Here is a 24,486-nt window from a genome sequence, read left to right on the forward strand (position 1 = left end):
ACTCGTATCCGCGGCCCACTCCCTGCCCGCGGCTCACCCCAGCAGCAGGGATTTCGGCTGCGCGGAGAGCGTCCGGTCCAGGACCAGCGACGCCGCTCCCACGGCCGCGACGTTCTCGCCGACGGCGGTCGTGATGACCAGCGTGGGATGGATCGGCTTCACGAACAGGGACTGCGCGACCATCGGCTCGATGAGGGCGAGGAGCCGGTCGGCGAGAAGGTGCCATATCGGCCCGCCGAAGACGATGGTGTCCACGTCCAGGAGCGTCGCCGCCGCGCAGACACCCCGGCCGATCCGAATGCCCCAGCGGTCGATGATGCTGCCGGCCCGCTCGTCGCCGCGCGCGGCGAGGGCGGCCAGCTGCTCAAGGCCGCGCTGGGCGTCCCCGGGATCCATGGGGGTGAACTCCCCGCCGAGAGCGCCGAGCGCGATGGCCTCGTCGACCAGGACCCGGGTCGAGCAGGCCGCGCCGAGACCGCCCACCTCGCCGACGTTGCCCGAGACGCCGCGCAGCACGGTGTCGTCGATGACCAGCCCCATGCCGGAGCCCGTACCGAGGTAGAAGAAGAGGAAGTTACGGCTCTCGGTGGCCGCCCCTGACCAGCGCTCCGCGACGACGGCGGCGATCACGTCCTTGTCCAGCAGCGCCGGATAGCCGGTCGCCTCGCTGAGCTGGTCGCGCAGCGGAACGCTGCCCCAGCCGGGCAGTTCGGGCGGGTCCACGACCAGCCCGGCCGCCGCGTCGATCGGTCCTGGCGCCGCGATCCCCAGGCCCAGTACGCGGTCCTTGTCCACCCCCGACTCGGCCACCAGCGCGGTCACCGAGGCGGCCATGCCCGCCACGACCTCGTCGGTGTCGCCGCCGCGCGGAGTCCGCTCGCTGCGCTGGGCGACGACCGTACCGAGCAGGTCGAGCAGTACGTACGTGATGACGGCCGGGTCGAGATGCACACCCACGGCGTACCGGGCCCCGGGAGCGATCCGCAGGAGCGTACGGGGTTTGCCACTGCCGGTGCTCTGCTTCCCGGACTCGCGGGCCACGCCCTGGTCGAGCAGCCTGCGGGTGATGTTGGAGACGGTCTGCGCCGACAGTCCGGTGGCCTGGGCGAGCTCCACCCGGCTCAGGCCCGCGGAGTGGCGCCGGATCGCGTCCAGGACGACGGATTCGTTGAAGTCACCCATGCGAGGCAGGTTGGTGCCACGTCTGATCGACGCCTTCCCGGCGCTCGCCTTCTTGCTCGTCAAAGTCCGTCTCCCGGCCCCGGAAAGGGACGACGGCCAGATGCCGCCGATCCCTGGGTGCGTCAAATCGATGGAATCGTACCGGCTGGGGTGGTTGCCGTGTCGGCGAAGCCCGCCCGCGCCGGTGTCAGCCCAACTGCTCGATGAGGACGAGCGACCAGGGACTGACGGCCGTATCGAGCCGCAGCACCCCGTCCGCGCCGGCGGCGGCGGTCCGTACCTCGGTGGCACGGGCCAGCCGGTCGAGATGGGCGAGCTGTTCGCGGGTGGGCGCGGCCGGTGAGCCGAGGGCCCGCCAGGCCCCGATGGCGTCGCCGTGCGCGGAGTCCAGCACCTCGACACGGAAGGGCGCGCCGGGCGCGAGCGCGCCGATCTCCAGCGTCAGCCGCCGGGGCCGGCCCTTGGCCAGGGTGGCCTCGGCCGTGGACCGGTCGTCAAAGGAGGCCGGTACGGACTTGGGCTCCTCCTCCGGGTAGTGGTGGACGAGTGCGGTGATCCGGCCGGTGGCGGCCGAGCGGGTCACGACATGGTCCTCGCCGCGTTCGATCAGCTCGTCGCCGAGGGCGTGCAGCATGCGGTACGCGTGGAATGTCGGCTTCGGGATGCCGGGCAGCGTGATCATGCCGAAGCCGCCGTGGAACAGCTCGTCGCCGGCCCCGCCCTCCTCGAAGACGTCCGTGAACGTCCAGTACGCGAGCGAGTCGACCGTACCGAGCGAGTGCAGGACGGAGCGCGTGACGTAGGTGGCGGCCGGCAGCGTGTCATGGGTGTGGTCACGGGGCGAGGAGGACGAGGACCACTCGGTGAGATGGATCTCGGCGTCCGGATACGGGCTCTTGGCGATCAGATCGCGCAGCAGGGCCAGGTCGACCGGGGTGGCGTCCTTGCCGCGGGTGAGCTTCTCGCCCTGTCCGTGCTCGTCCAGCGCCCAGTCCGTGGGGTACGGGTGGGTGGAGACGAAGTCGACGGGCAGCCCCTCCTCGGCGCAGTAGTCCAGGAAGGCCGCCATCCACACCGGGCGCCATTCCAGGTCGTCGATGTCGTCGCGGCCCGCGATGATGCGCCGGGAGACATCCTCGGACTCCCCGCCGAAGCGCTCGTCGGGGACGAAGTTGGAGGTGGCGGGGCCGCCGACGCGCAGCCGCTGGTCGACATTCTTCACCGCGCCCGCCGTGACCTTGTACAGCTCGAAGTACTCGGAGCGGGTGCCGTGGAAGAAGCCCCAGAGGTTGGCCTCGTTCCATACCTCGAAGTACCACCGGCGCACTTCCTCGATCCCGTACCGGGTGATCCAGTGGCGGGTGATGGCGTCGATCAGCGCGGCCCACTTGTCGAGGTCCACGGGCGGGGCGCCGTGCGCTCCCCACCAGAAGACGGTGCTGGTCTCCCGGGCGAGGGCACGCGGGCTGAAACCGAACTCCACGAACGGCCGGACCCCGAGGTCGAGGAGGAAGTCGAAGAGCGCGTCGACGTACTGGAAGTTGTATACGGCGGTGCCGTCCGCACGCTCCGTGTACACGAACATGTCGTCATGGAAGAGCCCGTGGAAGCGGATGTACTCGAAGCCGCACGCGTCGTGGGCCTCGCGGAGCTGGCGCTGCCAGTCGGCGCGCAGCCCCTCGTTGGCGCGTCCCGCGCCGACCACGCGGCTCCAGAAGTGGGGCAGCGGGGTCGCGGGGGCGTTCGCGAGGGCGCTGACCAAGATGTCGCCCGACATGGTGGTTCCTTCCGTCCCGGTACGGCAGGCAGTGGTGCCGTGCGAGTGCTGTCCGACAGACGATAAATCAAAATGATTGATATATCCATCCCCTACATTGGGGGCCATGTACTCGACGCGAGTCTCCCGGCGCGTGAACGCGCCCCGCGCCGCCGTCTACCGGGCACTGCTCGACGCGGACGCGATCGCGCGATGGCGGGTGCCTGATGGCATGACCAGCCGCGTACACACGTTCGACCCCCGCGAGGGCGGCACGTTCCGTGTCTCACTCACCTACGACGAGCCCACCGGGAGCGGCAAGTCGGGCGCGGGCACCGACACGTACCACGGTCACTTCGCGCGGCTCGTGCCCGACGAGCAGGTGACCGAGGTGTTCGCGTTCGAGACGGCGGAGACCCGCCTCGGCGGCACGATGACGATGACGACCACACTCACCGACGCGGACGCGGACGGCGCGACGGATGTTCTGATCGTGCACGAGGGAATTCCCGACGATGTGCCCGCCGCCGACAACGAGCTGGGCACCCGCATGGCCTTGGCGAATCTCGCCCGGCTGGTCGAGACGGACGAGCGCCAGGAAGGCGGGAACGCGAGGCCCGAGTAGGCGACCCGGCGGCAGCCGATCGTCTCGCGTCCGCAGCGTCGCGTCCGCAGCGTCACGGACTCGGCTCACCGACTCGGGTCAGCGCGCCAGACAGGGACGCTTGCTGTCGAAGGTCCAGTCGCTCACCAGGTAGCGCATCCCGACGGCGTCGTCACGTCCCGAGAGCCCCTTCGCCAGGTAGAGCTCATGGGCCGCGAGCAGCCGGTCCATGTCGAGGCGGACACCGAGTCCCGGGGTGTCGTCGACCGCGACCGCGCCGTCGGCGATCCGCGGGGCTTCGACGGTCAGGCGTTCCAGGCCCTCCTGCCAGATCCAGTGCGTGTCCAGCGCGTTGTAATCACCGGGGGCCGCGGCTCCGCAGTGGGCCATCATGGCGAGGGAGATGTCGAAGTGGTTGTTGGAATGGCACCCCCATGTCAGCCCCGTCGCGTCGCACAGCTGGGCCACCCGCACCGACCCCTGCATGGTCCAGAAGTGCGGGTCAGCGAGCGGGATGTCGACGGACCGCAGCGCCAGCGCGTGGCTGAGCTGGCGCCAGTCGGTCGCGATCATGTTGGTGGCGGTGGGCAGCGCGGTGGCGCGGCGGAACTCCGCGAGGATCTCCCGGCCCGAGTAGCCGCTCTCGGCTCCGCAGGGGTCCTCGGCGTAGGCGAGCGTGCCGACCAGGGGCCGGCACAGCTCGACGGCTTCCCGCAGCGACCAGGCACCGTTGGGATCGAGGGTGATCCGCGCCTCCGGGAAGCGTTCCTTGAGCGCCCGTACCGCCTTGACCTCCTCCGCACCCGCCAGCACACCGCCCTTGAGCTTGAAGTCGCGAAAGCCGTAGCGCGCGTACGTGGCCTCCGCCTGGCGGACGATCGCTTCCGGGGTCAGCGCCTCCTCGCGGCGGATCCGGTACCACTCCACGGCGGAGTCGGGCTCGCGGACGTACTCCAGGTCGGTCCTGCCGGGGTCGCCCACGTAGAACAGATAGCCGAGCACCCGCACGGAATCGCGCTGCTTGCCATCGCCGAGCAGTGCGGCGACGGGTACGTCCAGATGCTGGCCCAGCAGATCGAGCAGTCCGGATTCGACGGCCGTGACGGCGTGCACCGCGGTACGCAGGTCGAAGGTCTGCTCGCCCCGCCCGTGGTCGTCACGGCCGCCGAACCGCTCCCCCATGGCACGCAGGACGCGCTTGTAGTCGCCCACCCGCGCACCGACGACGAGGGATTCCGCCTCGCGCAGGGTGCGGGTGATCTCCTCGCCCCCCGGCACCTCGCCCAGCCCGGTCCGGCCCTGGGAGTCCTCGACGACCAGGACGTTGCGGGTGAAGTACGGGGCGTGCGCGCCGGAGAGGTTGAGCAGCATGGAGTCACGGCCCGCCACCGGATACACGGAGAAGCGAGTGACGACGGGTTGGCTCATGACATGAATCCTTCGTTCAGAGGTTGAGGGCGTTCAGGACGCGTTCCAGGACCAGGACGCCCCCGAGGCCGAGGACGGCGAGCACGGTCGTATAGGAGGTGCGTACCTTGATCGCCTCGATGACCGACAGGTTGAAGTACTCCTTGAACATCCAGAAGCCCGGGTCGTTGACGTGCGAGAAGGCGATCGAGCCACAGGAGACGGCGAGCACCATGATCTCGGGAGCGATCCCGCTGCCCGCGACCAGTGGCAGTACGACACCGGATGCCGTGACGACGGCGACCGTCGCCGACCCCAGGGCCACCCGGAGGATCACGGCGACGAGCCAGGCGAGGATGATCGGCGAGATGGACCAGCCCTCGGTCACATCCTTGATGTAGTCCGATATCCCGCCGTCGACGAGGACCTGCTTGAAGGCGCCGCCGGCCCCGATCACCAGCAGGATCATCGCCATCGCCTGCGCGGCCCCACGACAGGAGGCGGCGACCTCGTCCAGGCTCCGGCCGATCCGGGGCCCGAAGGCCCAGACCGCGACGAGCAGTGTCAGCAGCAGCGCGACCGGCGCCGAACCGACGAACTCGACGACATGCACGACGGGAGTCCTCGCCGAGGTGACCATGTCGGTCACGGCGGCCCCCGCGATCAGCACCACGGGCAGCAGCGCGACCGCCAGCGACCAGCCGGTGCCCGGCATCTCCTCGTCCTCGAAGACCCGCTCGCTCACCAGGCCCTTGGGCACGGAGGGGTTCATCGCCCGGACGAACGGCAGCCTCGGCCACACCAGCGCGATGAGCGCGCCGATGGGGACCGCGATGAACAGGCCGTAGAACAGGGTCAGTCCGACGGAGGCGTGAAAGGCCGAGGCCACCGCCGTCGGGCCGGGATGCGGCGGCAGGAAGCTGTGCATCGTGGAGAGGGCGATGGACATCGGCAGCCCGACCCACAGCAGATTCGACCGGGTGACCCGCACGAGCGTGAAGGCGACGGGCACGATGATGACGAAGGCGACCTCGTAGAACATCGTGACGCCGATGAGCATGGCCGTCAGCACCATGGCCACCTGCACCCCACGCGGCCCGCAGACGGCGAGCAGCTTGGACGCGATGCGCTGGGCGGCACCGGAGTCCCCCATCACCCGGCCGACCATGGCACCGAGCCCGATGGTGAGCATCGTGTCGCCGATCTGCCCACCGATGCCCTCGGAGAGGACATCCGGTATCTCCGCCACGGGAATCCCCCGCACCAGCGCGACGCAGACGGCCACGAGGAGGAGGGCGGCGAAGCCGTTCAGTCTGAGCTTCGTCATGAGGAAGAGCAGGACCAAAACGCTGATGCCGACTACGACAAGTGGCATGGATCAGTTCCCCTTTGAACTGTGCTCTCAACTGCGCGCCCGCGTGCCCGTGCTGTCTCCCTCACCCCCCACGTGTCCCCTCCGACGAACGAGGTCTCCATATAAAGACAACGTCTACGTATAGAGACGGAGACTAGATATGAAAACGCCGACGGGTCAATGGGTATGCACCGACTGGATTGACCAACGGCCCATGCCGCGAAGCGGGGGCGCACGTCGGCGTCACGACGTGGACGAGCGGACAGGCGGGTACCGTTCGAGTCCGTGGGGGGGGGCGCCCGCCACGGTGTTGCCGAGGGAACTACTCGGGCCGACGAAGCCGCACGTCAGTTGCCTTTTGCAGCAGGCTCCAGGATCGCCACGCACTCCACGTGGTGCGTCATCGGGAAGAAGTCGAACGCCCGCAGCGTGCGCGGGCGGTAGCCGCCCTCTCGGAAGTACGCCAGGTCACGGGCGAGGGCTGCCGGGTCGCAGGCCACGTAGGCGATGCGGCGGGCGCCCAGGTCCGAGAGGTGTGTGACCGTCTGCTTGCCCGCGCCCGCGCGGGGTGGGTCCAGGACGATGAGGTCCGTTTCGGTGATTCGGGTGCGCGGCAGGACCTGGTCGACCTTGCCCTGTTCGATGCGGACCCGGGGCAGGTCCTGGAGGTTGTGCCTGGCGTCCTCGACCGCGCGTTTGCCGGATTCGATGCCGAGCACCGCGCCGGTCTCACCGACGCGCTCCGCGATCGCCCCGGCGAACAGGCCCACCCCGCAGTAGAGATCGAGCGCCGTCTCGCCCTTCCTCGGCATCAGGCCCTGCATCACGGCCTCCACCAGCAGCTGCGGCGCCTGCGGGTGGACCTGCCAGAAGCCGCCCATGCCGACGCGGTACGTACGGCCGTCCGCGCGCTCGCGGACGAAGGCGCGGCCGTGGACCCGGTGCACTCCCCCGTCGCGCTCGTCCACTCGCAGGACGGACACCGGCTTGTCCAGCTCCACCAGTGGCAGCCGGCCGCCCTCGCGCGGGGTGAGGATCACCTGTCGGTCGCCGGAGCCCGAGGCCGCGATCGCCTCGACCGTGGCGATCTGCGGCCACTCGCGCCGCTCCACGCCCAGTTCGCTGACGCCTTCCGTGGCGATCATGCAGTGCTCGACCGGCTCCACCTCGTGCGACCGGTGCTTGCGCAGCCCCGCGCGACCGTCCTTGTCGATCGCGTACTGCACGCGCGAGCGCCAGGCAGGCACCTCGCCCGCGGGCAGCTTGTCGCCGGGGGCGGGCATGACCGTACCGTCCCAGCCCGCCTCCTCCGGGGTGAGGCCCGCGAGCCGCTGGAGCTGTTCGGCGATGACCTCGCCCTTGAAACGCCGTTGCGCGCCCGGCTTCGCGTGCTGCCAGTCGCAGCCGCCGCACCGGCCGGGGCCCGCGTACGGGCACGGGGCCTCGACCCGGTCCTTCGACGGCTCGATGATCTTCACCGCGTCGGCGCGGAGATAGCGGGAGTCCTCCTCCCCCTCCGTCACCCGCGCGACGATCTTCTCGCCGGGCAGTGCGTGCCGTACGAAGAGCACACGGCCCCCGGCGGTACGGGCGATGCAGTGGCCGCCATGGGCGACGGGGCCCACCTCAACCTCGTACTCCTCCCCGATCAGCGAAGCCTTCGGTTCTGTTGACATGGGAGGTGGCTCCAAAAGATCAGAGGTGAAGAGGAAAGGGTGGGTACAAGGGGTGGGTACAAGGGGTGCGTGGCAGGGGTGGGTGGCAGCGGTGGGTAGGGCCGCGACAGCCCACCAGTCTACGTGCCCTTCCCGTCCGGCTCCTTCGGCCGCGAATCCACCGGACCGCGCCTGACCGCGCCCGGCGCCACATACGCCGCGCGCCTCTTCGCCCGCTTCTTCGCCAGCTCCGAGGACTCCAGCTGGTACGGCACCGACGTCACCATCACCCCCGGGGTGAAGAGCAGCCGCCCCTTGAGCCGCAGCGCGCTCTGGTTGTGCAGCAGATGCTCGTACCAGCGGCCGACCACATACTCCGGGATATAGACGCTCACCGCGTCGCGCGGATTCTCCGAGCGCAGACCGCGTACGTACTCGATCACCGGCCGGGTGATCTCGCGGTACGGGGAGTCGAGGATCTTCAGCGGTACGTTGATGCCGCGCCGCTCCCACTCCTCTCTGAGCTGCTTCGTCTCCGCCGGGTCGACATTGATGCTGAGCGCCTCCAGGGTGTCCGAGCGCATCAGCTTGGCGTAACCGAGGGCGCGCAGCGTGGGCTTGTGGACCTTGGAGACCAGCACGATCGAATGCACCCGGGACGGCCGGACGCTGTCGTCGGACGGTCCCTCGGCGGCGGCGATCTCCGCCGAGACCCGGTCGTAGTGCTTACGGATCGCGGTCATCGTCCCGTAGAAGATCACCATGCCGAGGAGCGCGACCCAGGCGCCATGGGTGAACTTGGTCGCCAGCACGACCACCAGCACCAGACCGGTGAAGAAGGCGCCGAAGGTGTTGATCGCGCGGGACCGGATCATATGGCGGCGCTTGGCCGGGTCCCGCTCGGTCCGCAGATGGCGGTTCCAGTGCCGGACCATGCCGGTCTGGCTGAGTGTGAAGGAGACGAACACACCGACGATATAGAGCTGGATCAGCCGGGTGGAGTCCGCGCCGTAGAGACCGACGAGCAGCGCGGCGGCGCCGGCCAGCACCACGATGCCGTTGGAGAAGGCCAGCCGGTCACCGCGGGTGAGCAGCTGGCGCGGCAGATAGCGGTCCTGGGCAAGGATCGAGCCGAGCACCGGGAAGCCGTTGTACGCGGTGTTGGCGGCCAGGAAGAGGACCAGCGCGGTGGCCGCGGCGAGCAGGACGAACAGGAACGTGCCGCTGCCGAAGACGGCGGCGGCGACCTGCGAGATGACCGGGTTCTGCACATAGCCCGAGCCGACCGGGACTCCGTCGCGGAGCAGGTCCGTGCCGGGCGACTCCGCCATCTTCACATCGGTGGCCATGGCCAGGGCGATGATGCCGCAGAACATCGTGACGGCGAGGCCGCCCATCAGGGCGAGGGTCGTCGCCGCGTTCCTGCTCTTCGGCTTGCGGAAGGCCGGGACGCCATTGCTGATCGCCTCGACACCGGTCAGCGCGGCGCAGCCGGAGGAGAAGGCGCGCAGCAGCAGGAAGACCAGCGCGAAGCCCGCCAGGCCCTGATGCTCGGCCTTGATCTCGAAGCCGGAGGTCGGGGCGCGCATGGTTTCGTTGAGCACGAGTCCCCGGAACGCGCCCCAGATGATCATGAGGAAGACCCCGCCGACGAAGACATACGTCGGGATCGCGAAGAGCTTGCCCGACTCCCGTACCCCGCGCAGATTCATCAGCGTGAGCAGCACGATTATCCCGATGGCGCAGAGAACCTTGTTCTCCACCACGAAGGGGATCGCGGACCCGAGGTTCTCCACACCGGAGGAGATCGACACCGCCACGGTCAGTACGTAGTCGACGAGCAGCGCGCTGGCGACGGTGAGGCCGGCCTTGGGGCCGAGGTTGGTGTTGGCGACCTCGTAGTCGCCGCCGCCGCTCGGGTAGGCGTGCACGTTCTGCCGGTACGACGCGACGACCGTGAACATCAGGACCACGACGGCCAGCGCGATCCACGGGCTGAAGTGGTAGGCCGACACACCCGCGATGGACAGGACGAGGAGGACTTCTCCCGGCGCGTACGCCACCGAGGACAGCGGGTCGGAGGCGAAGACGGGCAGGGCGATGCGCTTGGGGAGAAGGGTCTCCCCAAGCCTGTCGCTACGCAGCGCCCGCCCGATCAGGATCCGTTTGGGCACGTCGGTCAGTTTGGACACGAAGGGATCGTATGCGTTCGAACAAGACAGTGTGCGGGCACCACCCCCCACCTGCGGCCCGGCATGTCGACGGGCCGCCGGCGGGTGCTGTCACGGGGTGAGGATGAGGGTGCGCCGCGCGCTCGCTCCCGAGCTGTTCCCCGCGTACAGGTCGATGCGTCCGGGCTCCACGAGGAAGCGGCCCGCCGGGTCGTTCGTCCAGAACCCGAGGTCATCGGCGCCGAGCCGGAACCGCACCACGGTGCTTTCCCCCGCGCCGAGCGTGACGCGCCGAAAGCCGCGAAGGCGCCGCACCGGCTGGACGACCGATGCCGCCCGGTCCCGCACATAGAGCTGTACGACCTCATCGCCCGCGCGCTGCCCGGTGTTCCGTACGGCGACCGTCACCTCCACCTCGGCGCCGCTCGACAGCTCCCCGACGCCGATGTCATCGCGGCTCGGCCGCGGCTCACCGATCTCGAAGTCCGTATAGCTGAGGCCGAACCCGAACGGGAACCGCGGTCCGCGCCCGACATCCAGATAGGACGAGGTGAACGGCGCTCCCGGGCCGTCCGGTTCGGACGGGCGGCCGGTGTTCTCGTGGTTGTGGTAGACGGGGATCTGCCCCACCGAGCGCGGAAAGCTCACCGGCAGCTTGGCTCCCGGGTTGACCTCGCCGAACAGCACATCGGCGAGCGCGTGACCGGCCTCGATGCCCAGATGCCAGGAGGCCAGCACGGCGGGCGCCAGATCGATCCAGCCGTCGACGGTCAGCGGACGCCCGCCGACGAGTACGACGACGAACGGCCGGCCCGTCGCCGCGATCGCCCGGATCAGCTCCTCCTGGCCGGCGGGCAGCGAAATGTCGCTGCGCGACGACGCCTCTCCGCTCAGCTCGGTGGGCTCGCCGGCCACCACCACGGTCAGATCGGCGGAGCGCGCCGCCGCCACGGCCGCCTCGCGGTCCCGCGCGTGCCGGACGACGGCGGTGTCCGGGAGGGCCGCCCGTACGCCGTCGAGGACGGTGACCGCGGGGAAGCGGGTCGCGCCCGGCCCCGACCAGGTGCCGTGCAGATCGGTGGAGTCCGCGAACGGGCCGACCACGGCGACCGACGAGAGCCCCCGGCTCAGCGGCAGCGTCGACCCCTCGTTCTTGAGCAGCACCACGCACCGGCCCGCGGTCTCCCGGGCCGCCGCCCGGCTCTCCTCGGTCGGCCCGGTCAGCGCGGCGTCCTCGTCCACGTACGGCCGCTCGAACAGCCCGAGGCGGAACTTCAGCCGCAGCACCCGCGCCACGGCGTCGTCGAGACGCCCGGCCGAGAGCGCCCCGCCGCTCAGCAACTCCCGTCCGTGGTCGGCGAGATCCGTGCTGACCATCTCCATGTCGAGGCCCGCCTCGAACGCGAGCCCGGCGGCGGTCCCGGCGTCCTCGGCGAAGCCGTGCGCCATCAGCTCATGGACCCCGGTCCAGTCGCTCACCACGACGCCGTCGAATCCCCACTCCCCTTTGAGGATGTCGGAGAGCAGATGCGGGTGGGCGTGGGCCGGGACACCGCTGACGGTGTTGAAGGCGGCCATCACCGTCGCCGCGCCCGCTTCCACGGCGGCCTTGAACGGCGGCAGATAGAGATTGCGCAGGCGCTGCTCGGAGACATCGACGGTGTTGTAGTCACGGCCGCCCTCGGCGCCTCCGTACGCGGCGAAGTGCTTGGCGCAGGCGGCGATCCGGTGCGGATCGCGGAGGTCGCCGCCCTGGTGGCCGCGGACCTTGGCCGCCGCGAACGCGGCCGTCAGATACGGGTCCTCGCCGCAGCTCTCCGCGATCCGTCCCCAGCGCGGATCGCGGGTGACGTCCATCATCGGCGCGAACGTCCAGTGCACCCCGTTGGACCGGCTCTCGCGTGCCGCCACCTCGCCGTCCCGCTCGGCGACCGCCGGATCGAAGCTCGCCGCCTGCGCGAGCGGGATCGGGAAGGTGGTCCAGAAGCCGTGGATCACATCGAAACCGAAGAGCAGCGGGATGCCGAGCCGTGACTCCTCGACGGCGATGCGCTGGAGGGTGTTGGTGTGCGCGGCGCCGTACAGATTGAGTACGGAGCCGAGCACCCCCTCGCGGGCCGCGGTCTCGATGAGATGGTTCTGCCCGCCGCCGGGGCCGGTGTCCCCGGTCCAGGCCAGCTGCTGGAGCTGGCCCAGCTTCTCCGCGTCCGTCATCCGGGCCAGCAACTCCGCGACGCGCGGGTCGTAGTTACGGTCCTGTTCCTGGTCCATGCTCCGCGTCCCCACATGCCTGGAAGTGATGAGGTGTCGCCGCCACGGTACGGATGCCCCGTCTACCCGCCGCCGGTGATCCGTACCCCCTCCGGCGGCGGGTAGACGGGGCACACGCCTGATCTCCCGTTCCTGGTTGCCGATACGGTGGGCGTGAGCGCGGACGAGGGCGACATCCCCGGCACCGCTCGGGCCCATGACCGGCTGCCGTCGGCGCGTGGTGCCCCGCGGGCCGTCAAGTGCCCGCAACGTGTTGCCCGGCGAGCCGAGAGAAGAGACATGAGCAGGATGTATACGCAGTTCAGGTGGGGTATGAGGAGTGCGGGGTAGGGCCGTGCATATTGTCATCATGGGCTGTGGCCGGGTGGGTGCCGCACTCGCGCAGAACCTGGAGCAGCAGGGGCACACCGTCGCCGTCATCGACCAGGACCCCACCGCGTTCCGGCGGCTCGGCTCCGGTTTCGGCGGCCGTCGCGTCAGCGGCGTCGGGTTCGACCAGGACACCCTGCGGGACGCCGGTATCGAGGACGCCGGTGCCTTCGCCGCGGTGAGCAGCGGCGACAACTCCAACATCATCGCCGCCCGGGTGGCCCGCGAGATGTTCGGCATCGAGAACGTGGCCGCCCGTATCTACGACCCGAAGCGCGCCGAGGTCTACCAGCGGCTGGGCATCCCGACCGTGGCCACGGTCCGCTGGACCGCCGACCAGATGATGCGCCGGCTGCTGCCGTCCGGCGCGGAGCCGCTGTGGCGCGATCCGAGCGGTGGCGTGCAGCTCGCCGAGGTGCACACCGCGGAGAGCTGGATCGGTCACAAGATCAGCACGCTCCAGGAGGAGACGGGCGTCCGTGTCGCGTTTCTGACCCGGCTGGGCGAGGCGATGCTGCCGACGTCCCAGACGGTCCTGCAGGAGGGCGATCTCGTCCACGTGATGATGCGTACGGACGACATCGAGAAGGTCGAGGCGGCGTTCGCCGAGGGCCCGGACGGAGGCGGTCACTGATGCGTGTCGCGATTGCCGGGGCAGGCGCGGTGGGCCGTTCCATCGCGGGTGAGCTGCTGGAGAACGGACACGAGGTCCTGCTGATCGACAAGGCACCGTCCGCCATCTCGGTGGAGCGGGTGCCGCTGGCGGAATGGCTGCTGGCCGACGCCTGTGAGATCACCTCACTGGACGAGGCGGCGCTCCAGCGCTGTCATGTCGTGATCGCCGCGACGGGCGACGACAAGGTCAATCTGGTCGTCTCGCTGCTCGCCAAGACCGAGTACGGCGTTCCGCGAGTGGTGGCCCGGGTCAACAACCCGAAGAACGAATGGCTCTTCAACGAGTCATGGGGCGTGGATGTCGCGGTCTCGACGCCGCGTCTGATGTCCGCGCTGGTCGAGGAGGCGGTGAGCGTCGGCGATCTCGTACGGCTGCTGCGCTTCAGCCACGGGGACGCGAACCTGGTCGAGCTGACGCTGCCGCCGGAGTCGGCCGTGACGGGCACGCAGGTCGGTGATGTGAGCTGGCCCGAGGACACCTCGCTGGTCACGATCATCCGCGGCACGCGCGTCCTCACCCCGAACCCGGAGGAGACGCTGGAGGCAGGCGACGAGCTGCTGTTCGTGGCGGCCCAGGCCCGCGAGGAGCAGCTGGAGGATCTGCTGTCGGTACGCCGCGAGGACGCGGCCGGCTGACGCCCTGACGCCGGACAGGCCGTACGGGAAAGCCTGCCCGTACGGCCTGTCCGGCGCCCAGCAGCGGTTCAACGCCCGGGACCGCTCCAGCACTCCGAGAAAGGTCGGCCACTGCGAGAAGGTTCGGCCGACAACCATCGCCTACCGGCGGTGCCGCGGCCCCGCCCCGTCCCCGGCCGTGGCGGCGACGGCGGCCGCGCGCTCCTTCTCGGCCCGCTCCTCCGCCTCCATCTCGGCGAACACATCGATCGGCGGCGGCGCCTTCGCCAGGAAGACCCAGGTCAGATAGACCGCCAGCAGGAACGGCGGGATCTTGAGCGAGATCAGGACCCAGCCGAGCTGGGTGGTGTCCGCCCACCAGTAGAGCGGGAAGAGGATCGCGCACTTGGCGAGCAGGATCAGCCCCCAGGCCCAGCTGGCCTTGGCGTACGCCTTCTTGCGGCCCGGGTTACGGGTGCGCCAGGACAGGTTCTCCTTGAAGATCGGGCCGAGGATCAGCCCGATCAGCGGCACACCCGCGAGCGTCGTGACGATGTACGCGACCGCCAGCCCCAGCGTGTAGATCATGCCGGGCAGATAGAAGTCCTTGGCGTCGCCGGTCATCATCGCGAAGACGACACCGAACGCGACACCGAAGACCCCGCTGAAGGCGTGCTTGACGGTGTCCCGGCGGATCAGCCGGACCACGACGAGCAGCAGCGAGACGGCCAGCGCGGCGATCGCCGACGCGTGCAGATCCTTGTTGACCGTGAAGATCGTGACGAAGAGCAGGCCGGGGAGGACCGTCTCCACCATGCCGCGCAGTCCGCCGAATGCCTCGAAAAGAGCCGCCTCGGTGACGGCTTTCGCATCACCGTCCGGAGCGGCCGAGGTGTCGGAGGAGGCCGATGTGGAGGATGAGGCGGTGGGGGAAGCGTGCGAGGCGGCGGGCTTGTCGGGTGACGTCACCGGCTACTCCTGTCCGAGTGGTCGGAGTTCGTATTTGGGATTGAACAGCACCCGCCGGCCGTGGCTCAGGGAGATACGGCCGGAGGCGATCAGCTTGCGGCCCGGCTCTATGCCCACGATCGAGCGCCGGCCCAGCCACACCACGTCCAGCGGCGCGGTGCCGTCGAACAGCTCCGCCTCCAGCGCGGGCACTCCGGCCCGTGGACGCAAGGTGACCGTCCGCAACGTACCAGTCACCCGTACGATCTGGCGGTCGTTGCAGTCGGAGATCCGCGTACAGCCCGAAGCCTGCGCGTCCTCCTGCAGTTCCTCGGACTCCAGATCCTCCTGGGAGCTGGAGAGCCGGTCGAGCATCCGGCGGAAGCGGCCGGTCGGCTTCTCAGCACTCATGGACAAAGCGTACCGGGGTATGGGGGCCCCGGATCAACGCTCGAACCGATAGCCCATACCCGGTTCGGTGACGAAGTGCCTGGGGTGCGAGGGATCCGCCTCCAGTTTGCGGCGCAGTTGGGCCATGTACACCCGCAGATAGTTGGTCTCGGTGCCGTACGACGGGCCCCAGACCTCCTGGAGGAGCTGTTTCTGGCTGACCAGCCGGCCGGTGTTCCGTACCAGCACCTCCAGCAGATGCCACTCGGTCGGGGTGAGCCGTACGTCCCTGCCCTCGCGGTGGACCTTCTTGGCGGCCAGATCGACGGTGAACCCCTCGGTCTCCACGACCGAGACGGTCTCGTCGCCGTCGCCGCCGACCGGCTCGGCCCGCCGTACCGCGGCGCGCAGCCTGGCCAGCAGTTCGTCCATGCCGAAGGGCTTGGTGACATAGTCGTCGGCGCCCGCGTCCAGCGCCTCGACCTTCTCGTCGGAGGTGTGGCGCGCGGAGAGCACCAGGATCGGTACGCGGGTCCAGCCGCGCAGGCCCTTGATGACCTCGACGCCGTCCATGTCCGGGAGGCCGAGGTCGAGCACGACGACATCGGGATGGCGGGCCGCGGCCAGTTCCAGGGCGCTCGCGCCGTCGGACGCCGCGTCCACCTCGTACTTGCGCGCTCTCAGATTGATCACCAGCGCGCGTACGATCTGCGGCTCGTCGTCGACCACGAGCACCCGGGTCATAGGGGCCTGCCTTTCTGCTGTCCCGGTCATGTGAGGAACCGGGCGGGTGGTTCGGGACGTACCGGCTCTCGTCCGGACGCCGCTGAGAGGGTGAGGACCATGGTCAGACCGCCGCCGGGGGTGTCCTCGGCGGCCAGCGTGCCACCCATCGCGTCCACGAAGCCACGGGCGACGGCGAGTCCGAGGCCGACTCCGGCCCCGCGCGGCGCGTCGCCGTGGCGCTGGAAGGGTTCGAAGATCCGGTCCTTGGCATCGTCGGGGACGCCGGGGCCCCGGTCCACGACCCGTACCTCGACCCGCGCGCCCAGCGCGCTGGCCGCGACGGTGACGAGCCGTCCCTCGGGGCTGTACTTGACGGCGTTCTCGACGATATTGGCGACCGCGCGCTCCAGCAGACCGGGATCCACGGCCACCATGGGCAGCGATTCGGGTATGTCCAGCTCCACGCTGTTCTCCGGTACGCCGCCGAGCGCCCACGGGACCACCTCATCGAGATCGATCTCACGCATCAGCGGGGTGACGGTACCGGTCTGGAGCCGGGACATGTCGAGCAGATTTCCGACCAGATGATCCAGCCGGTCGGCGCCCTGCTCGATGCCTTCCAGCAGTTCGGCCTGGTCCTCCTCGGACCACTCGACATCGTCCGAGCGCAGTGAGGTGACCGAGGCCTTGATGCTGGCCAGCGGGGTCCGCAGATCGTGGCTGACGGCGGCGAGCAGCGCCGTACGGATGCGGTTGCCCTCGGCGAGCGCGCGGGCCTGTTCCGCCTCGCCCACCAGGCGCTGCCGGTCGAGCACGACGGCGGCCTGGGCGGCGAAGGCGGCGAGCACCCGCCGGTCCTCGGCGGGCAGCACGCGGCCGGAGAGCGCCAGCGCCATATGGTCGCCGACCGGCATGTCCACATCGGCGGACTCGGGGCGGTCGACGGGGTGCGGTCCGACGCTGCCCGCACAGGTCCAGGGCTCGACATCGCTCGTACGTTCGAGCAGCGCCACGGACTCCATGGCGAACGTCTCCCGTACTCGTTCGAGCAGCGCGTCCAGCGTGGTCTCCCCGCGCAGCACACTGCCGGCCAGGAAGGAGAGGATCTCCGACTCCGCGCGCAGTCGGGACGCCTGGTGGGTGCGGCGGGCCGCCAGATCCACCACGGACGCCACCGACACGGCCACCGCGAAGAAGATCACGATGGCGACCAGGTTCTTGGGGTCCGACACGGTCAGCGTGTGGGTGGGCGGCGTGAAGTAGAAGTTGAGCAGCATCGAGCCCACGGCGGCCGACGCGAGCGCGGGCCGCAGCCCGCCGAGCAGCGCGGCCAGCACGGTCAGGAAGAGAAACAGCAGAACATCGTTGGCCAGCCCCGGCGTGTTGTTCAGCGCCGTCAGCAGCAGCGAGAGCAGTACGGGCGCGGCGACCCCGGCCAGCCAGCCCCAGACGATCCGGGAGCGGCCGAGCCTGGCCCCGCGCGCCACCGGCAGCCCGCGCCCCTTGGCGGCCTCCTCGTGCGTGACGATATGGACGTCCAGATCGGGCCCGGACTCCCGGGCGACGGTGGCGCCGACCCCGGGCCCGAAGATGTACTGCCAGGTCTTGCGCCGGCTGGAGCCCAGCACGATCTGGGTGGCGTTGACCCCGCGCGCGAATTCGAGCAGCGCGGAGGGGATGTCGTCGCCGATGACATGGTGGAAGGTGCCGCCCAGGTCCTCCACCAGCGTGCGCTGGACCGTCAGTTCCTTGGGCGAGGCGGCGGTCAGGCCGTCGCTCCTGGCTATGTAGACGGCCAGGATCTCGCTGCCGGACCCCTTCGCGGCCATCCGGGCGGCGCGGCGGATGAGCGTGCGCCCCTCCGGGCCGCCGGTGAGGCCGACGACGATGCGCTCCCTGGCCTGCCAGGTGGAGCGGATGTTGTGCTCACCGCGGTACTGCTGGAGGTATTCGTCCACCCGGTCGGCGACCCAGAGCAGCGCCAGCTCACGCAGCGCGGTGAGGTTGCCGGGGCGGAAGTAGTGCGAGAGCGCCGCGTCGACCTTGTCGGGCTTGTAGACATTGCCGTGCGCCATGCGCCGCCGCAGCGCCTGGGGCGACATGTCGACCAGCTCGATCTGGTCGGCGCGGCGCACCATCTCGTCGGGGACGGTCTCCTGCTGCCGTACGCCCGTTATCGACTCGACGACATCGCCGAGCGACTCCAGGTGCTGGATATTGACCGTGGACACGACCTCGATCCCGGCCTTGAGAAGCTCCTCGACGTCCTGCCAGCGCTTGGCGTTGCGGGAGCCCGGCACATTGGTGTGTGCCAGTTCGTCGACCAGGGCGACGGTCGGACGGCGCTCCAGCACCGCGTCGATGTCCATCTCCGTGAAGACCGTCCCGCGGTACTCCAGCTCGCGCCGCCGGACCGCTTCGAGCCCGTGCAGCATCACTTCCGTACGCGGCCGGTCATGATGCTCGACGAACGCCACGACACAGTCCGTGCCGCGCTCCACCCGGCGATGCGCCTCGGAGAGCATCGCGTATGTCTTGCCGACGCCCGGTGCCGCGCCCAGATAGATACGAAGCTTGCCGCGTCCCATGGCCCCATTGTCTTCCAGAAGAGCCACCGCGCCCGACGCGCCGGCCGAGTCGAAACTACAGCCAGGGATGCGGACAAAAGGGGCGGCACCGGTCTCGTGAGTCGGTCTTGACACGATTCTGATGGTCAGCCGATCAACTCCCGCAGTGCGACGTTCAGCGCGAGGACATTCACCCGGGGTTCCCCGACGAAGCCGAGAACGCGCTGCTGAGTGTGTTCCTCGACCAGCTTCTCCACCTGCTGGACGGAGAGCTGGTTCCGCTCGGCCACCCGGTGGACCTGGAGCCGCGCGTACGCCGGCGAGATGTCCGGGTCGAGGCCGGAGCCCGAGGAGGTCACGGCGTCCGGCGGCACGGCGGAGGCCGGGACCCGGTAACCGGGGGTCGAGTTGTCCTTGATGACCGCGGCCTTGGCGTCCTTGACCCACTTGATCAGCTCTTCGTTGTCGGCCGCCCGGTTGGTCGCGCCGGAGAGGATCAGCTTGTACTGGGTGTTGACGCTGTTGCTGCCCAGACCGTTGGACGGGCGCGGCTGGAACCACTTGAGGTCGGGCTCCGGTGTCTCCTGGCCCTTCTTCAGCGGCAGGTCGTAGCGCTGGCCGATGAGCGAGGAGCCGACGACCTTGCCGGCCTCCTTGACCTCGGACCCGTTCGCCTGGTGGGGGAAGAGGCCCTGGGCCACGCCGGTGACGGCCAGCGGGTAGAGCACCCCGCACAGGAGGGTGAGGACGAGGAGAGCGCGCGCCCCGGCCCCGAGGAGCCGTGCGGTGTTGCGTGCCGAGCTGTTCATGGATGTCATGCCGTTCACCCGATGCCGGGGATGAGGGAGAGGAGCAGATCGATGATCTTGATGCCGATGAAGGGGGCGATCAGTCCGCCGAGGCCGTAGATGCCCAGATTCCTGCGGAGCATCCGGTCCGCGCTCATCGGCCGGTACCGCACGCCTCTGAGCGCGAGCGGTACGAGCGCGACGATGATCAGCGCGTTGAAGATGACCGCGGAGAGGATCGCGGACTCCGGCGAGGACAGCCGCATGATGTTGAGCTTGTCCAGGCTGGGATAGACGACCGCGAACATCGCGGGGATGATCGCGAAGTACTTCGCGACGTCGTTGGCGATGGAGAAGGTCGTCAGCGCGCCACGGGTGATGAGCAGTTGCTTGCCGATGCCGACGATCTCGATGAGCTTGGTCGGGTTGGAGTCCAGATCCACCATGTTCCCGGCCTCCTTGGCGGCCGACGTACCGGTGTTCATGGCCACGCCGACATCCGCCTGCGCCAGCGCCGGGGCGTCGTTCGTCCCGTCGCCGGTCATCGCGACGAGCTTGCCGCCCGCCTGCTCACCGCGGATCAGGGCCATCTTGTCCTCGGGGGTGGCCTCGGCGAGGAAGTCGTCCACGCCCGCCTCCTCCGCGATCGCCCGTGCGGTCAGCGGGTTGTCACCGGTGATCATGATCGTCTTGATGCCCATACGGCGCAGTTCGTCGAACCGCTCCCGCATCCCCTCCTTGACCACGTCCTTGAGGTGGATGACGCCGAGCACCCGAGCCCCGTTGGCGTCCTCCAGGGCGACCAGCAGTGGCGTACCCCCGGCCTCCGAGATCGCCTCGGTGAGTCCCCGGGTGTCCTCGGCCACCTGGCCGCCGCGCTCCCGGACCCAGGCGGCGACCGAACCGGCCGCTCCCTTGCGGACCTTGCGCCGGGCGCCGTTCTCATCGAGGTCGACACCGGACATCCGGGTCTGGGCGGTGAACGCGGCCCACTCGGCACCGGCCAGCTCGCCCTGGTGACGCTCGCGCAGTCCGTACTTCTCCTTGGCCAGCACCACGATGGAGCGGCCCTCGGGGGTCTCGTCGGCGAGGGAGGAGAGCTGCGCCGCGTCGGCGAGCTCGGCCTCCGTCACGCCTCTGACCGGAACGAACTCGGCGGCCTGCCGGTTGCCGAGGGTGATCGTGCCGGTCTTGTCGAGCAGCAGGGTCGAGACATCGCCCGCGGCCTCGACCGCGCGCCCCGACATGGCGAGCACATTCCGCTGTACGAGCCGGTCCATGCCCGCGATACCGATCGCGGAGAGCAGCGCGCCGATGGTGGTCGGGATCAGACAGACCAGCAGCGCGATCAGCACGATCACCGGCTGGCGCTGACCCGCGTAGACGGCGAACGGCTGGAGCGTGACGACCGCGAGCAGGAAGACGATCGTCAACGAGGCGAGCAGGATGTTCAGCGCGATCTCGTTGGGGGTCTTCTGCCGGGCCGCGCCCTCCACCAGCGCGATCATCCGGTCGATGAAGGTCTCGCCGGGCTTGGTGGTGATCTTGATGACGATTCGGTCGGAGAGGACCTTCGTACCGCCGGTGACGGCGGAGCGGTCGCCGCCCGACTCCCGGATGACGGGCGCCGATTCACCGGTGATGGCCGACTCGTCGACGGAGGCGACGCCTTCGACCACATCGCCGTCGCCGGGGATGATGTCGCCGGCCTCACAGACGACCAGATCGCCGACGTGCAGCTCCGTACCGGGCACCCGCTCCTCGTGGGCGCCGATGACCCGCCGGGCGACGGTGTCGGTCTTGGCCCTGCGCAGGGTGTCCGCCTGCGCCTTGCCGCGCCCCTCGGCGACCGCCTCGGCCAGATTGGCGAAGACGGTGGTCAGCCAGAGCCAGGCGGCCACGGCCCAGCCGAACCAGTCGCCCGGACTCAGCGCGGCGAAGACCGTACTCATGACGGAACCGATGAGCACGACGAACATCACGGGCGACTTCACCATCGACCGCGGGTCGAGCTTCCTCAGCGCGTCCGGGAAGGAGCGCAGCAACTGCTTGGGGTCGAACAGGCCCCCGCCGACGCGTCCGTCATCGGGTTTGTGACCGGTCGGGACATCGCTGTGCGGCGCACGGGTCGGAGTGGTACTGGACATCTCGTCCTCTTGCTTCGAAAGGGTGTTCATGACGCCAGCCCCTCGGCCAGCGGCCCCAGCGCCAGCGCCGGGAAGTAGGTGAGCCCGGCGACGATCACGATCGTGCCCACAAGCACCCCGCTGAACAGCGGTTTCTCCGTGCGGAGCGTGCCCGCGGTCTTGGGTACGGGGCTCTGCTCGGCAAGCGATCCCGCCAGCGCGAGAACGAACACCATCGGCACGAAGCGGCCGAGCAGCATCGCCAGCCCGATGGTGGTGTTGAACCACTGGGTGTCCGCGTTGAGCCCGGCGAAGGCCGAACCGTTGTTGTTGGCACCCGAGGTGTACGCGTACAGGATCTCGGAGAAGCCGTGCGGCCCTGAGTTGGTCAGGGAGTTGGTCGGGGTGGGCAGTGCCATGGCCACGGCGGTGAAGCAGAGCACCAGCGCCGGGGTGATCAGGATGTAGCAGGCGGCGAACTTGATCTGGCGGGTGCCGATCTTCTTGCCCAGATACTCGGGCGTGCGTCCGACCATCAGCCCGGCGATGAACACCGCGATGACGGCCATGATCAGCATGCCGTAGAGACCCGAGCCGACCCCGCCGGGCGCGATCTCACCGAGCTGCATGCCCAGCATCGCGATACCGCCGCCGTACCCGGTGAACGAGGAGAGGAAGGAGTTGACCGCACCGGTCGAGGTGAGGGTGGTGGCCACCGCGAAGATCGACGAGCCGCCGACCCCGAAGCGGGTCTCCTTGCCCTCCAGGGCGCCGCCGGCGATCTGGAGCGCCGGGCCGCCGTGGTGGAACTCGGTCCACATCATCAGCGCGGTGAAGCCGAGCCAGATCACCAGCATCGCGACGAGGATCGCGTACCCCTGCCGGAGGCTGCCCACCATCCGGCCGAAGGTGCGGGTCATCGCGAACGGGATGAGCAGGATCAGGAAGATCTCGAAGAGGTTCGAGACCGGGTTGGGGTTCTCGAAGGGGTGGGCGGAGTTGGCGTTGAAGTAACCGCCACCGTTGGTGCCCAGCTCCTTGATGACCTCCTGGGAGGCGACGGCGCCGCCGTTCCACTGCTGCGAGCCGCCCATGAACTGGCCGACCTCGTGGATGCCCGCGAAGTTCTGGATGGCGCCGCAGGCGACCAGGACGATCGCGCCGATGACGGCGATCGGCAGCAGGATCCGGACGGTGCCGCGCACCAGGTCCGACCAGAAGTTGCCCAGCTCACCGGTGCGGGAGCGGGCGAAACCGCGCACCAGCGCCACCGCGACGGCCATGCCGACGGCAGCCGACAGGAAGTTCTGCACCGCCAGTCCGCCGGTCTGTACGACATGGCCCATGGCCTGTTCGCCGTAGTACGACTGCCAGTTGGTGTTGGAGACGAAGGACGCGGCGGTGTTGAACGCCTGGTCGGGGTCGATCGACGCGAAGCCGAGCGAGCCCGGCAGACCGCCCTGGACCCGCTGGAGCAGATACAGAAACAGGACACTGACCGCGGAGAAGGCGAGGACGCCGCGCAGATAGGCGGGCCAGCGCATCTCGGTGGCGGGATTGGCGCCGATGGCGCGGTAGATCCACTTCTCGGCCCGCAGATGCCTGGGCGAGGAGTAGACACGGGCCATGTAGTCACCGAGCGGGCGGTACGCCAGAGCGAGCGCGACCATCAGGGCGAGCAGCTGGAGCACACCGGCGAGGACGGGGCTCATCACTCAGAACCTCTCCGGGAAGAGGAGGGCGAGGACGAGATAGCCCAGCAGGGCGACGGCCACGACCAGGCCGACGATGTTCTCCGCGGTCATAGCTTCGTCACCCCCTTGGCGACGAGGGCCACCAGCGCGAAGACCGCGATCGTGGTGACGACGAAGGCCAGGTCGGCCATCGGGTGCTCCTGAATGAGTGCGGAAGATCTGACCCCCTGAGGAAACCCGCTGATCCGGCACGCTCCGCGTCCGTTGACGGGTCTCATACGGATGAGGGCCCCCGCTTGACGAACTTCCTACGGTCATGGCCGTGACCTGTGAAAAGGCTGGTGGAAACAACAGTGGGCCGCACCCCATGCAGGGGTGCGGCCCACGCTATTTCCGATCAGGTGTCAGCGCACTTCGGTGATCTCCGGACCACGCTGGAGCTGTCCCATACCGCCGGAGAAGCGGGATCCCTCCTGCTCCTCCTGCTGGACGCCCTCGGCGACCATCTGCGCGTCGTCCGGCAGCTTGAGGACGATGGGGTCGCGGGGCGCCATCGGACCCTCGCCGCGCACGACGACGGTGTCCCGGAAGATCTGCTCAAGCAGCCCGGCGGCCTCGGGCTGTACCGCGCCCTGCCCGGAGATCACACCGCGCAGGAACCAGCGCGGTCCGTCGATCCCGATGAAGCGCACGAGCTGTACGCCTCCGGTGCCGTCCGGCAGCTGTACGGGGACCTGGGCGCGCAGCTCCCAGCCCAGCGGACCCTCGACCTCGTCGATGATGCCGCCCTGCTGGGTGATGCCGGAGGCGATCTCCTCGCGGACCTCGCCCCAGATACCTTCCTTCTTGGGCGCCGCGAAGGCCTGGAGCTGTACGGCGCTGTCGCGCACGACGACGGTGGCGGCGACGATCGCGTCACCGGCGACCTCTACCCGAAGCTCCATGCCGTCGACCGCGGGGACGTAGACGCCCCCCAGATCCACCCGGCCCTCTTCGGGCTTGGAGACCTCGGAGATGTCCCAGGGACCGTCGGGCCTGGGCGCTGGCGGAAGGTTCGCCCGGCGGGGTGCGTCCGCCGTCTCGCTGTCATCGGCGTCCGTGCCGGCGCCGTCGGTGAACTGCCCGGCCTCGCCCGCTGCGTCCGCCGTGCCCTCTGCGGAACCACTCTTCTTGCGACGTCCGAACACG

General features: G+C 69.5%; 20 protein-coding genes. 3 read left to right on the forward strand and 17 right to left on the reverse strand.

The features are described from left to right. Positions 1-33 precede the first annotated feature (33 nt). Together M1203_RS30145 and M1203_RS30150 are read right to left on the reverse strand one after the other, a co-directional pair. The gene (locus M1203_RS30145; RefSeq protein ID WP_308404930.1) at positions 34-1,245 is read right to left on the reverse strand and encodes an ROK family protein; all 1,212 of its coding nucleotides are present in this window, start codon (positions 1,243-1,245) and stop codon (positions 34-36) included. A 124-nt stretch (positions 1,246-1,369) separates the two neighbouring features. After that, positions 1,370-2,959 carry a beta-xylosidase gene (locus tag M1203_RS30150; protein WP_249952994.1) on the reverse strand — a complete coding sequence of 530 codons (1,590 nt, stop codon included), beginning with the start codon at positions 2,957-2,959 and terminating at the stop codon, positions 1,370-1,372. A gap of 106 nt (positions 2,960-3,065) precedes the next feature. Between M1203_RS30150 and M1203_RS30155 the strand changes: the two genes are divergently transcribed. Beyond that, a complete protein-coding gene (locus M1203_RS30155; RefSeq protein ID WP_249952995.1) occupies positions 3,066-3,563 on the forward strand; it encodes an SRPBCC domain-containing protein in 498 nt (165 codons plus the stop codon). Positions 3,564-3,641: 78 nt separating this feature from the next. On the opposite strand, the gene M1203_RS30160 is transcribed toward M1203_RS30155, so the two are convergent. The 5 genes from M1203_RS30160 to M1203_RS30180 all read right to left on the reverse strand — a co-directional run bounded on the left by M1203_RS30160 (position 3,642) and on the right by M1203_RS30180 (position 12,400). Continuing rightward, complete coding sequence (locus M1203_RS30160; RefSeq protein WP_249952996.1) at positions 3,642-4,970, reverse strand: enolase C-terminal domain-like protein; 1,329 nt, start codon at positions 4,968-4,970, stop codon at positions 3,642-3,644. A gap of 16 nt (positions 4,971-4,986) precedes the next feature. Next, the gene (locus tag M1203_RS30165) at positions 4,987-6,324 is read right to left on the reverse strand and encodes a gluconate:H+ symporter (protein WP_249952997.1); all 1,338 of its coding nucleotides are present in this window, start codon (positions 6,322-6,324) and stop codon (positions 4,987-4,989) included. A 326-nt stretch (positions 6,325-6,650) separates the two neighbouring features. Continuing rightward, entirely contained in the window at positions 6,651-7,979 is a 1,329-nt protein-coding gene (locus tag M1203_RS30170) for a class I SAM-dependent RNA methyltransferase (RefSeq protein WP_249952998.1), read from the reverse strand. Positions 7,980-8,098: 119 nt separating this feature from the next. After that, positions 8,099-10,150, reverse strand: coding sequence for an APC family permease (locus M1203_RS30175; RefSeq protein ID WP_249952999.1), 2,052 nt, complete (start codon positions 10,148-10,150; stop codon positions 8,099-8,101). A gap of 90 nt (positions 10,151-10,240) precedes the next feature. Next, positions 10,241-12,400 (reverse strand): glycoside hydrolase family 3 N-terminal domain-containing protein, encoded by a 2,160-nt coding sequence (locus M1203_RS30180; protein WP_249953000.1) that lies wholly within the window; start codon positions 12,398-12,400, stop codon positions 10,241-10,243. A gap of 334 nt (positions 12,401-12,734) precedes the next feature. On the opposite strand from M1203_RS30180, the gene M1203_RS30185 reads away from it, so the two are divergent. Together M1203_RS30185 and M1203_RS30190 are read left to right on the forward strand one after the other, a co-directional pair. Next, positions 12,735-13,403 carry a TrkA family potassium uptake protein gene (locus M1203_RS30185; protein WP_249953001.1) on the forward strand — a complete coding sequence of 223 codons (669 nt, stop codon included), beginning with the start codon at positions 12,735-12,737 and terminating at the stop codon, positions 13,401-13,403. Then, complete coding sequence (locus tag M1203_RS30190; protein WP_249953002.1) at positions 13,403-14,080, forward strand: TrkA family potassium uptake protein; 678 nt, start codon at positions 13,403-13,405, stop codon at positions 14,078-14,080. The genes M1203_RS30185 and M1203_RS30190 overlap by 1 nt, the downstream gene beginning before the upstream one ends. Before the next feature lie 141 nt (positions 14,081-14,221). Here the strand turns inward: M1203_RS30190 and M1203_RS30195 are convergent, their stop codons facing one another. From M1203_RS30195 to M1203_RS30240, 10 genes are all read right to left on the reverse strand, one after another. Further along, on the reverse strand, positions 14,222-15,028 hold the full coding sequence (locus M1203_RS30195) for a DUF3159 domain-containing protein (protein ID WP_249953003.1): 807 nt from the start codon (positions 15,026-15,028) through the stop codon (positions 14,222-14,224). Positions 15,029-15,031: 3 nt separating this feature from the next. After that, the gene (locus M1203_RS30200) at positions 15,032-15,418 is read right to left on the reverse strand and encodes an OB-fold nucleic acid binding domain-containing protein (protein ID WP_165372066.1); all 387 of its coding nucleotides are present in this window, start codon (positions 15,416-15,418) and stop codon (positions 15,032-15,034) included. 33 nt (positions 15,419-15,451) lie between these two features. Then, positions 15,452-16,141 carry a response regulator gene (locus M1203_RS30205; protein WP_249953004.1) on the reverse strand — a complete coding sequence of 230 codons (690 nt, stop codon included), beginning with the start codon at positions 16,139-16,141 and terminating at the stop codon, positions 15,452-15,454. A gap of 26 nt (positions 16,142-16,167) precedes the next feature. Next, the gene (locus tag M1203_RS30210) at positions 16,168-18,711 is read right to left on the reverse strand and encodes a sensor histidine kinase KdpD (protein ID WP_249953005.1); all 2,544 of its coding nucleotides are present in this window, start codon (positions 18,709-18,711) and stop codon (positions 16,168-16,170) included. 125 nt (positions 18,712-18,836) lie between these two features. Further along, positions 18,837-19,499, reverse strand: a complete 663-nt coding sequence (locus tag M1203_RS30215; RefSeq protein ID WP_249953109.1) for a potassium-transporting ATPase subunit C — start codon at positions 19,497-19,499, stop codon at positions 18,837-18,839. Between the two features lie 14 nt (positions 19,500-19,513). Then, positions 19,514-21,625, reverse strand: a complete 2,112-nt coding sequence (gene kdpB, locus M1203_RS30220) for a potassium-transporting ATPase subunit KdpB (RefSeq protein ID WP_374404401.1) — start codon at positions 21,623-21,625, stop codon at positions 19,514-19,516. A 26-nt stretch (positions 21,626-21,651) separates the two neighbouring features. Beyond that, positions 21,652-23,316: a potassium-transporting ATPase subunit KdpA gene (kdpA, locus tag M1203_RS30225; protein WP_249953007.1), complete on the reverse strand. Its 1,665-nt coding sequence runs from the start codon at positions 23,314-23,316 to the stop codon at positions 21,652-21,654. A 3-nt stretch (positions 23,317-23,319) separates the two neighbouring features. Beyond that, positions 23,320-23,409: a K(+)-transporting ATPase subunit F gene (gene kdpF, locus M1203_RS30230; protein WP_037727062.1), complete on the reverse strand. Its 90-nt coding sequence runs from the start codon at positions 23,407-23,409 to the stop codon at positions 23,320-23,322. Beyond that, on the reverse strand, positions 23,406-23,576 hold the full coding sequence (locus M1203_RS30235) for a hypothetical protein (protein ID WP_249953008.1): 171 nt from the start codon (positions 23,574-23,576) through the stop codon (positions 23,406-23,408). Before M1203_RS30235 ends, kdpF begins: the two co-directional genes overlap by 4 nt. Positions 23,577-23,702: 126 nt before the next feature. Further along, entirely contained in the window at positions 23,703-24,485 is a 783-nt protein-coding gene (locus M1203_RS30240; protein ID WP_249953009.1) for a DUF3710 domain-containing protein, read from the reverse strand. Position 24,486 lies beyond the last annotated feature (1 nt).

The sequence above is a fragment of the Streptomyces sp. 35G-GA-8 genome, from assembly GCF_023534745.1.
Classification (GTDB): domain Bacteria; phylum Actinomycetota; class Actinomycetes; order Streptomycetales; family Streptomycetaceae; genus Streptomyces.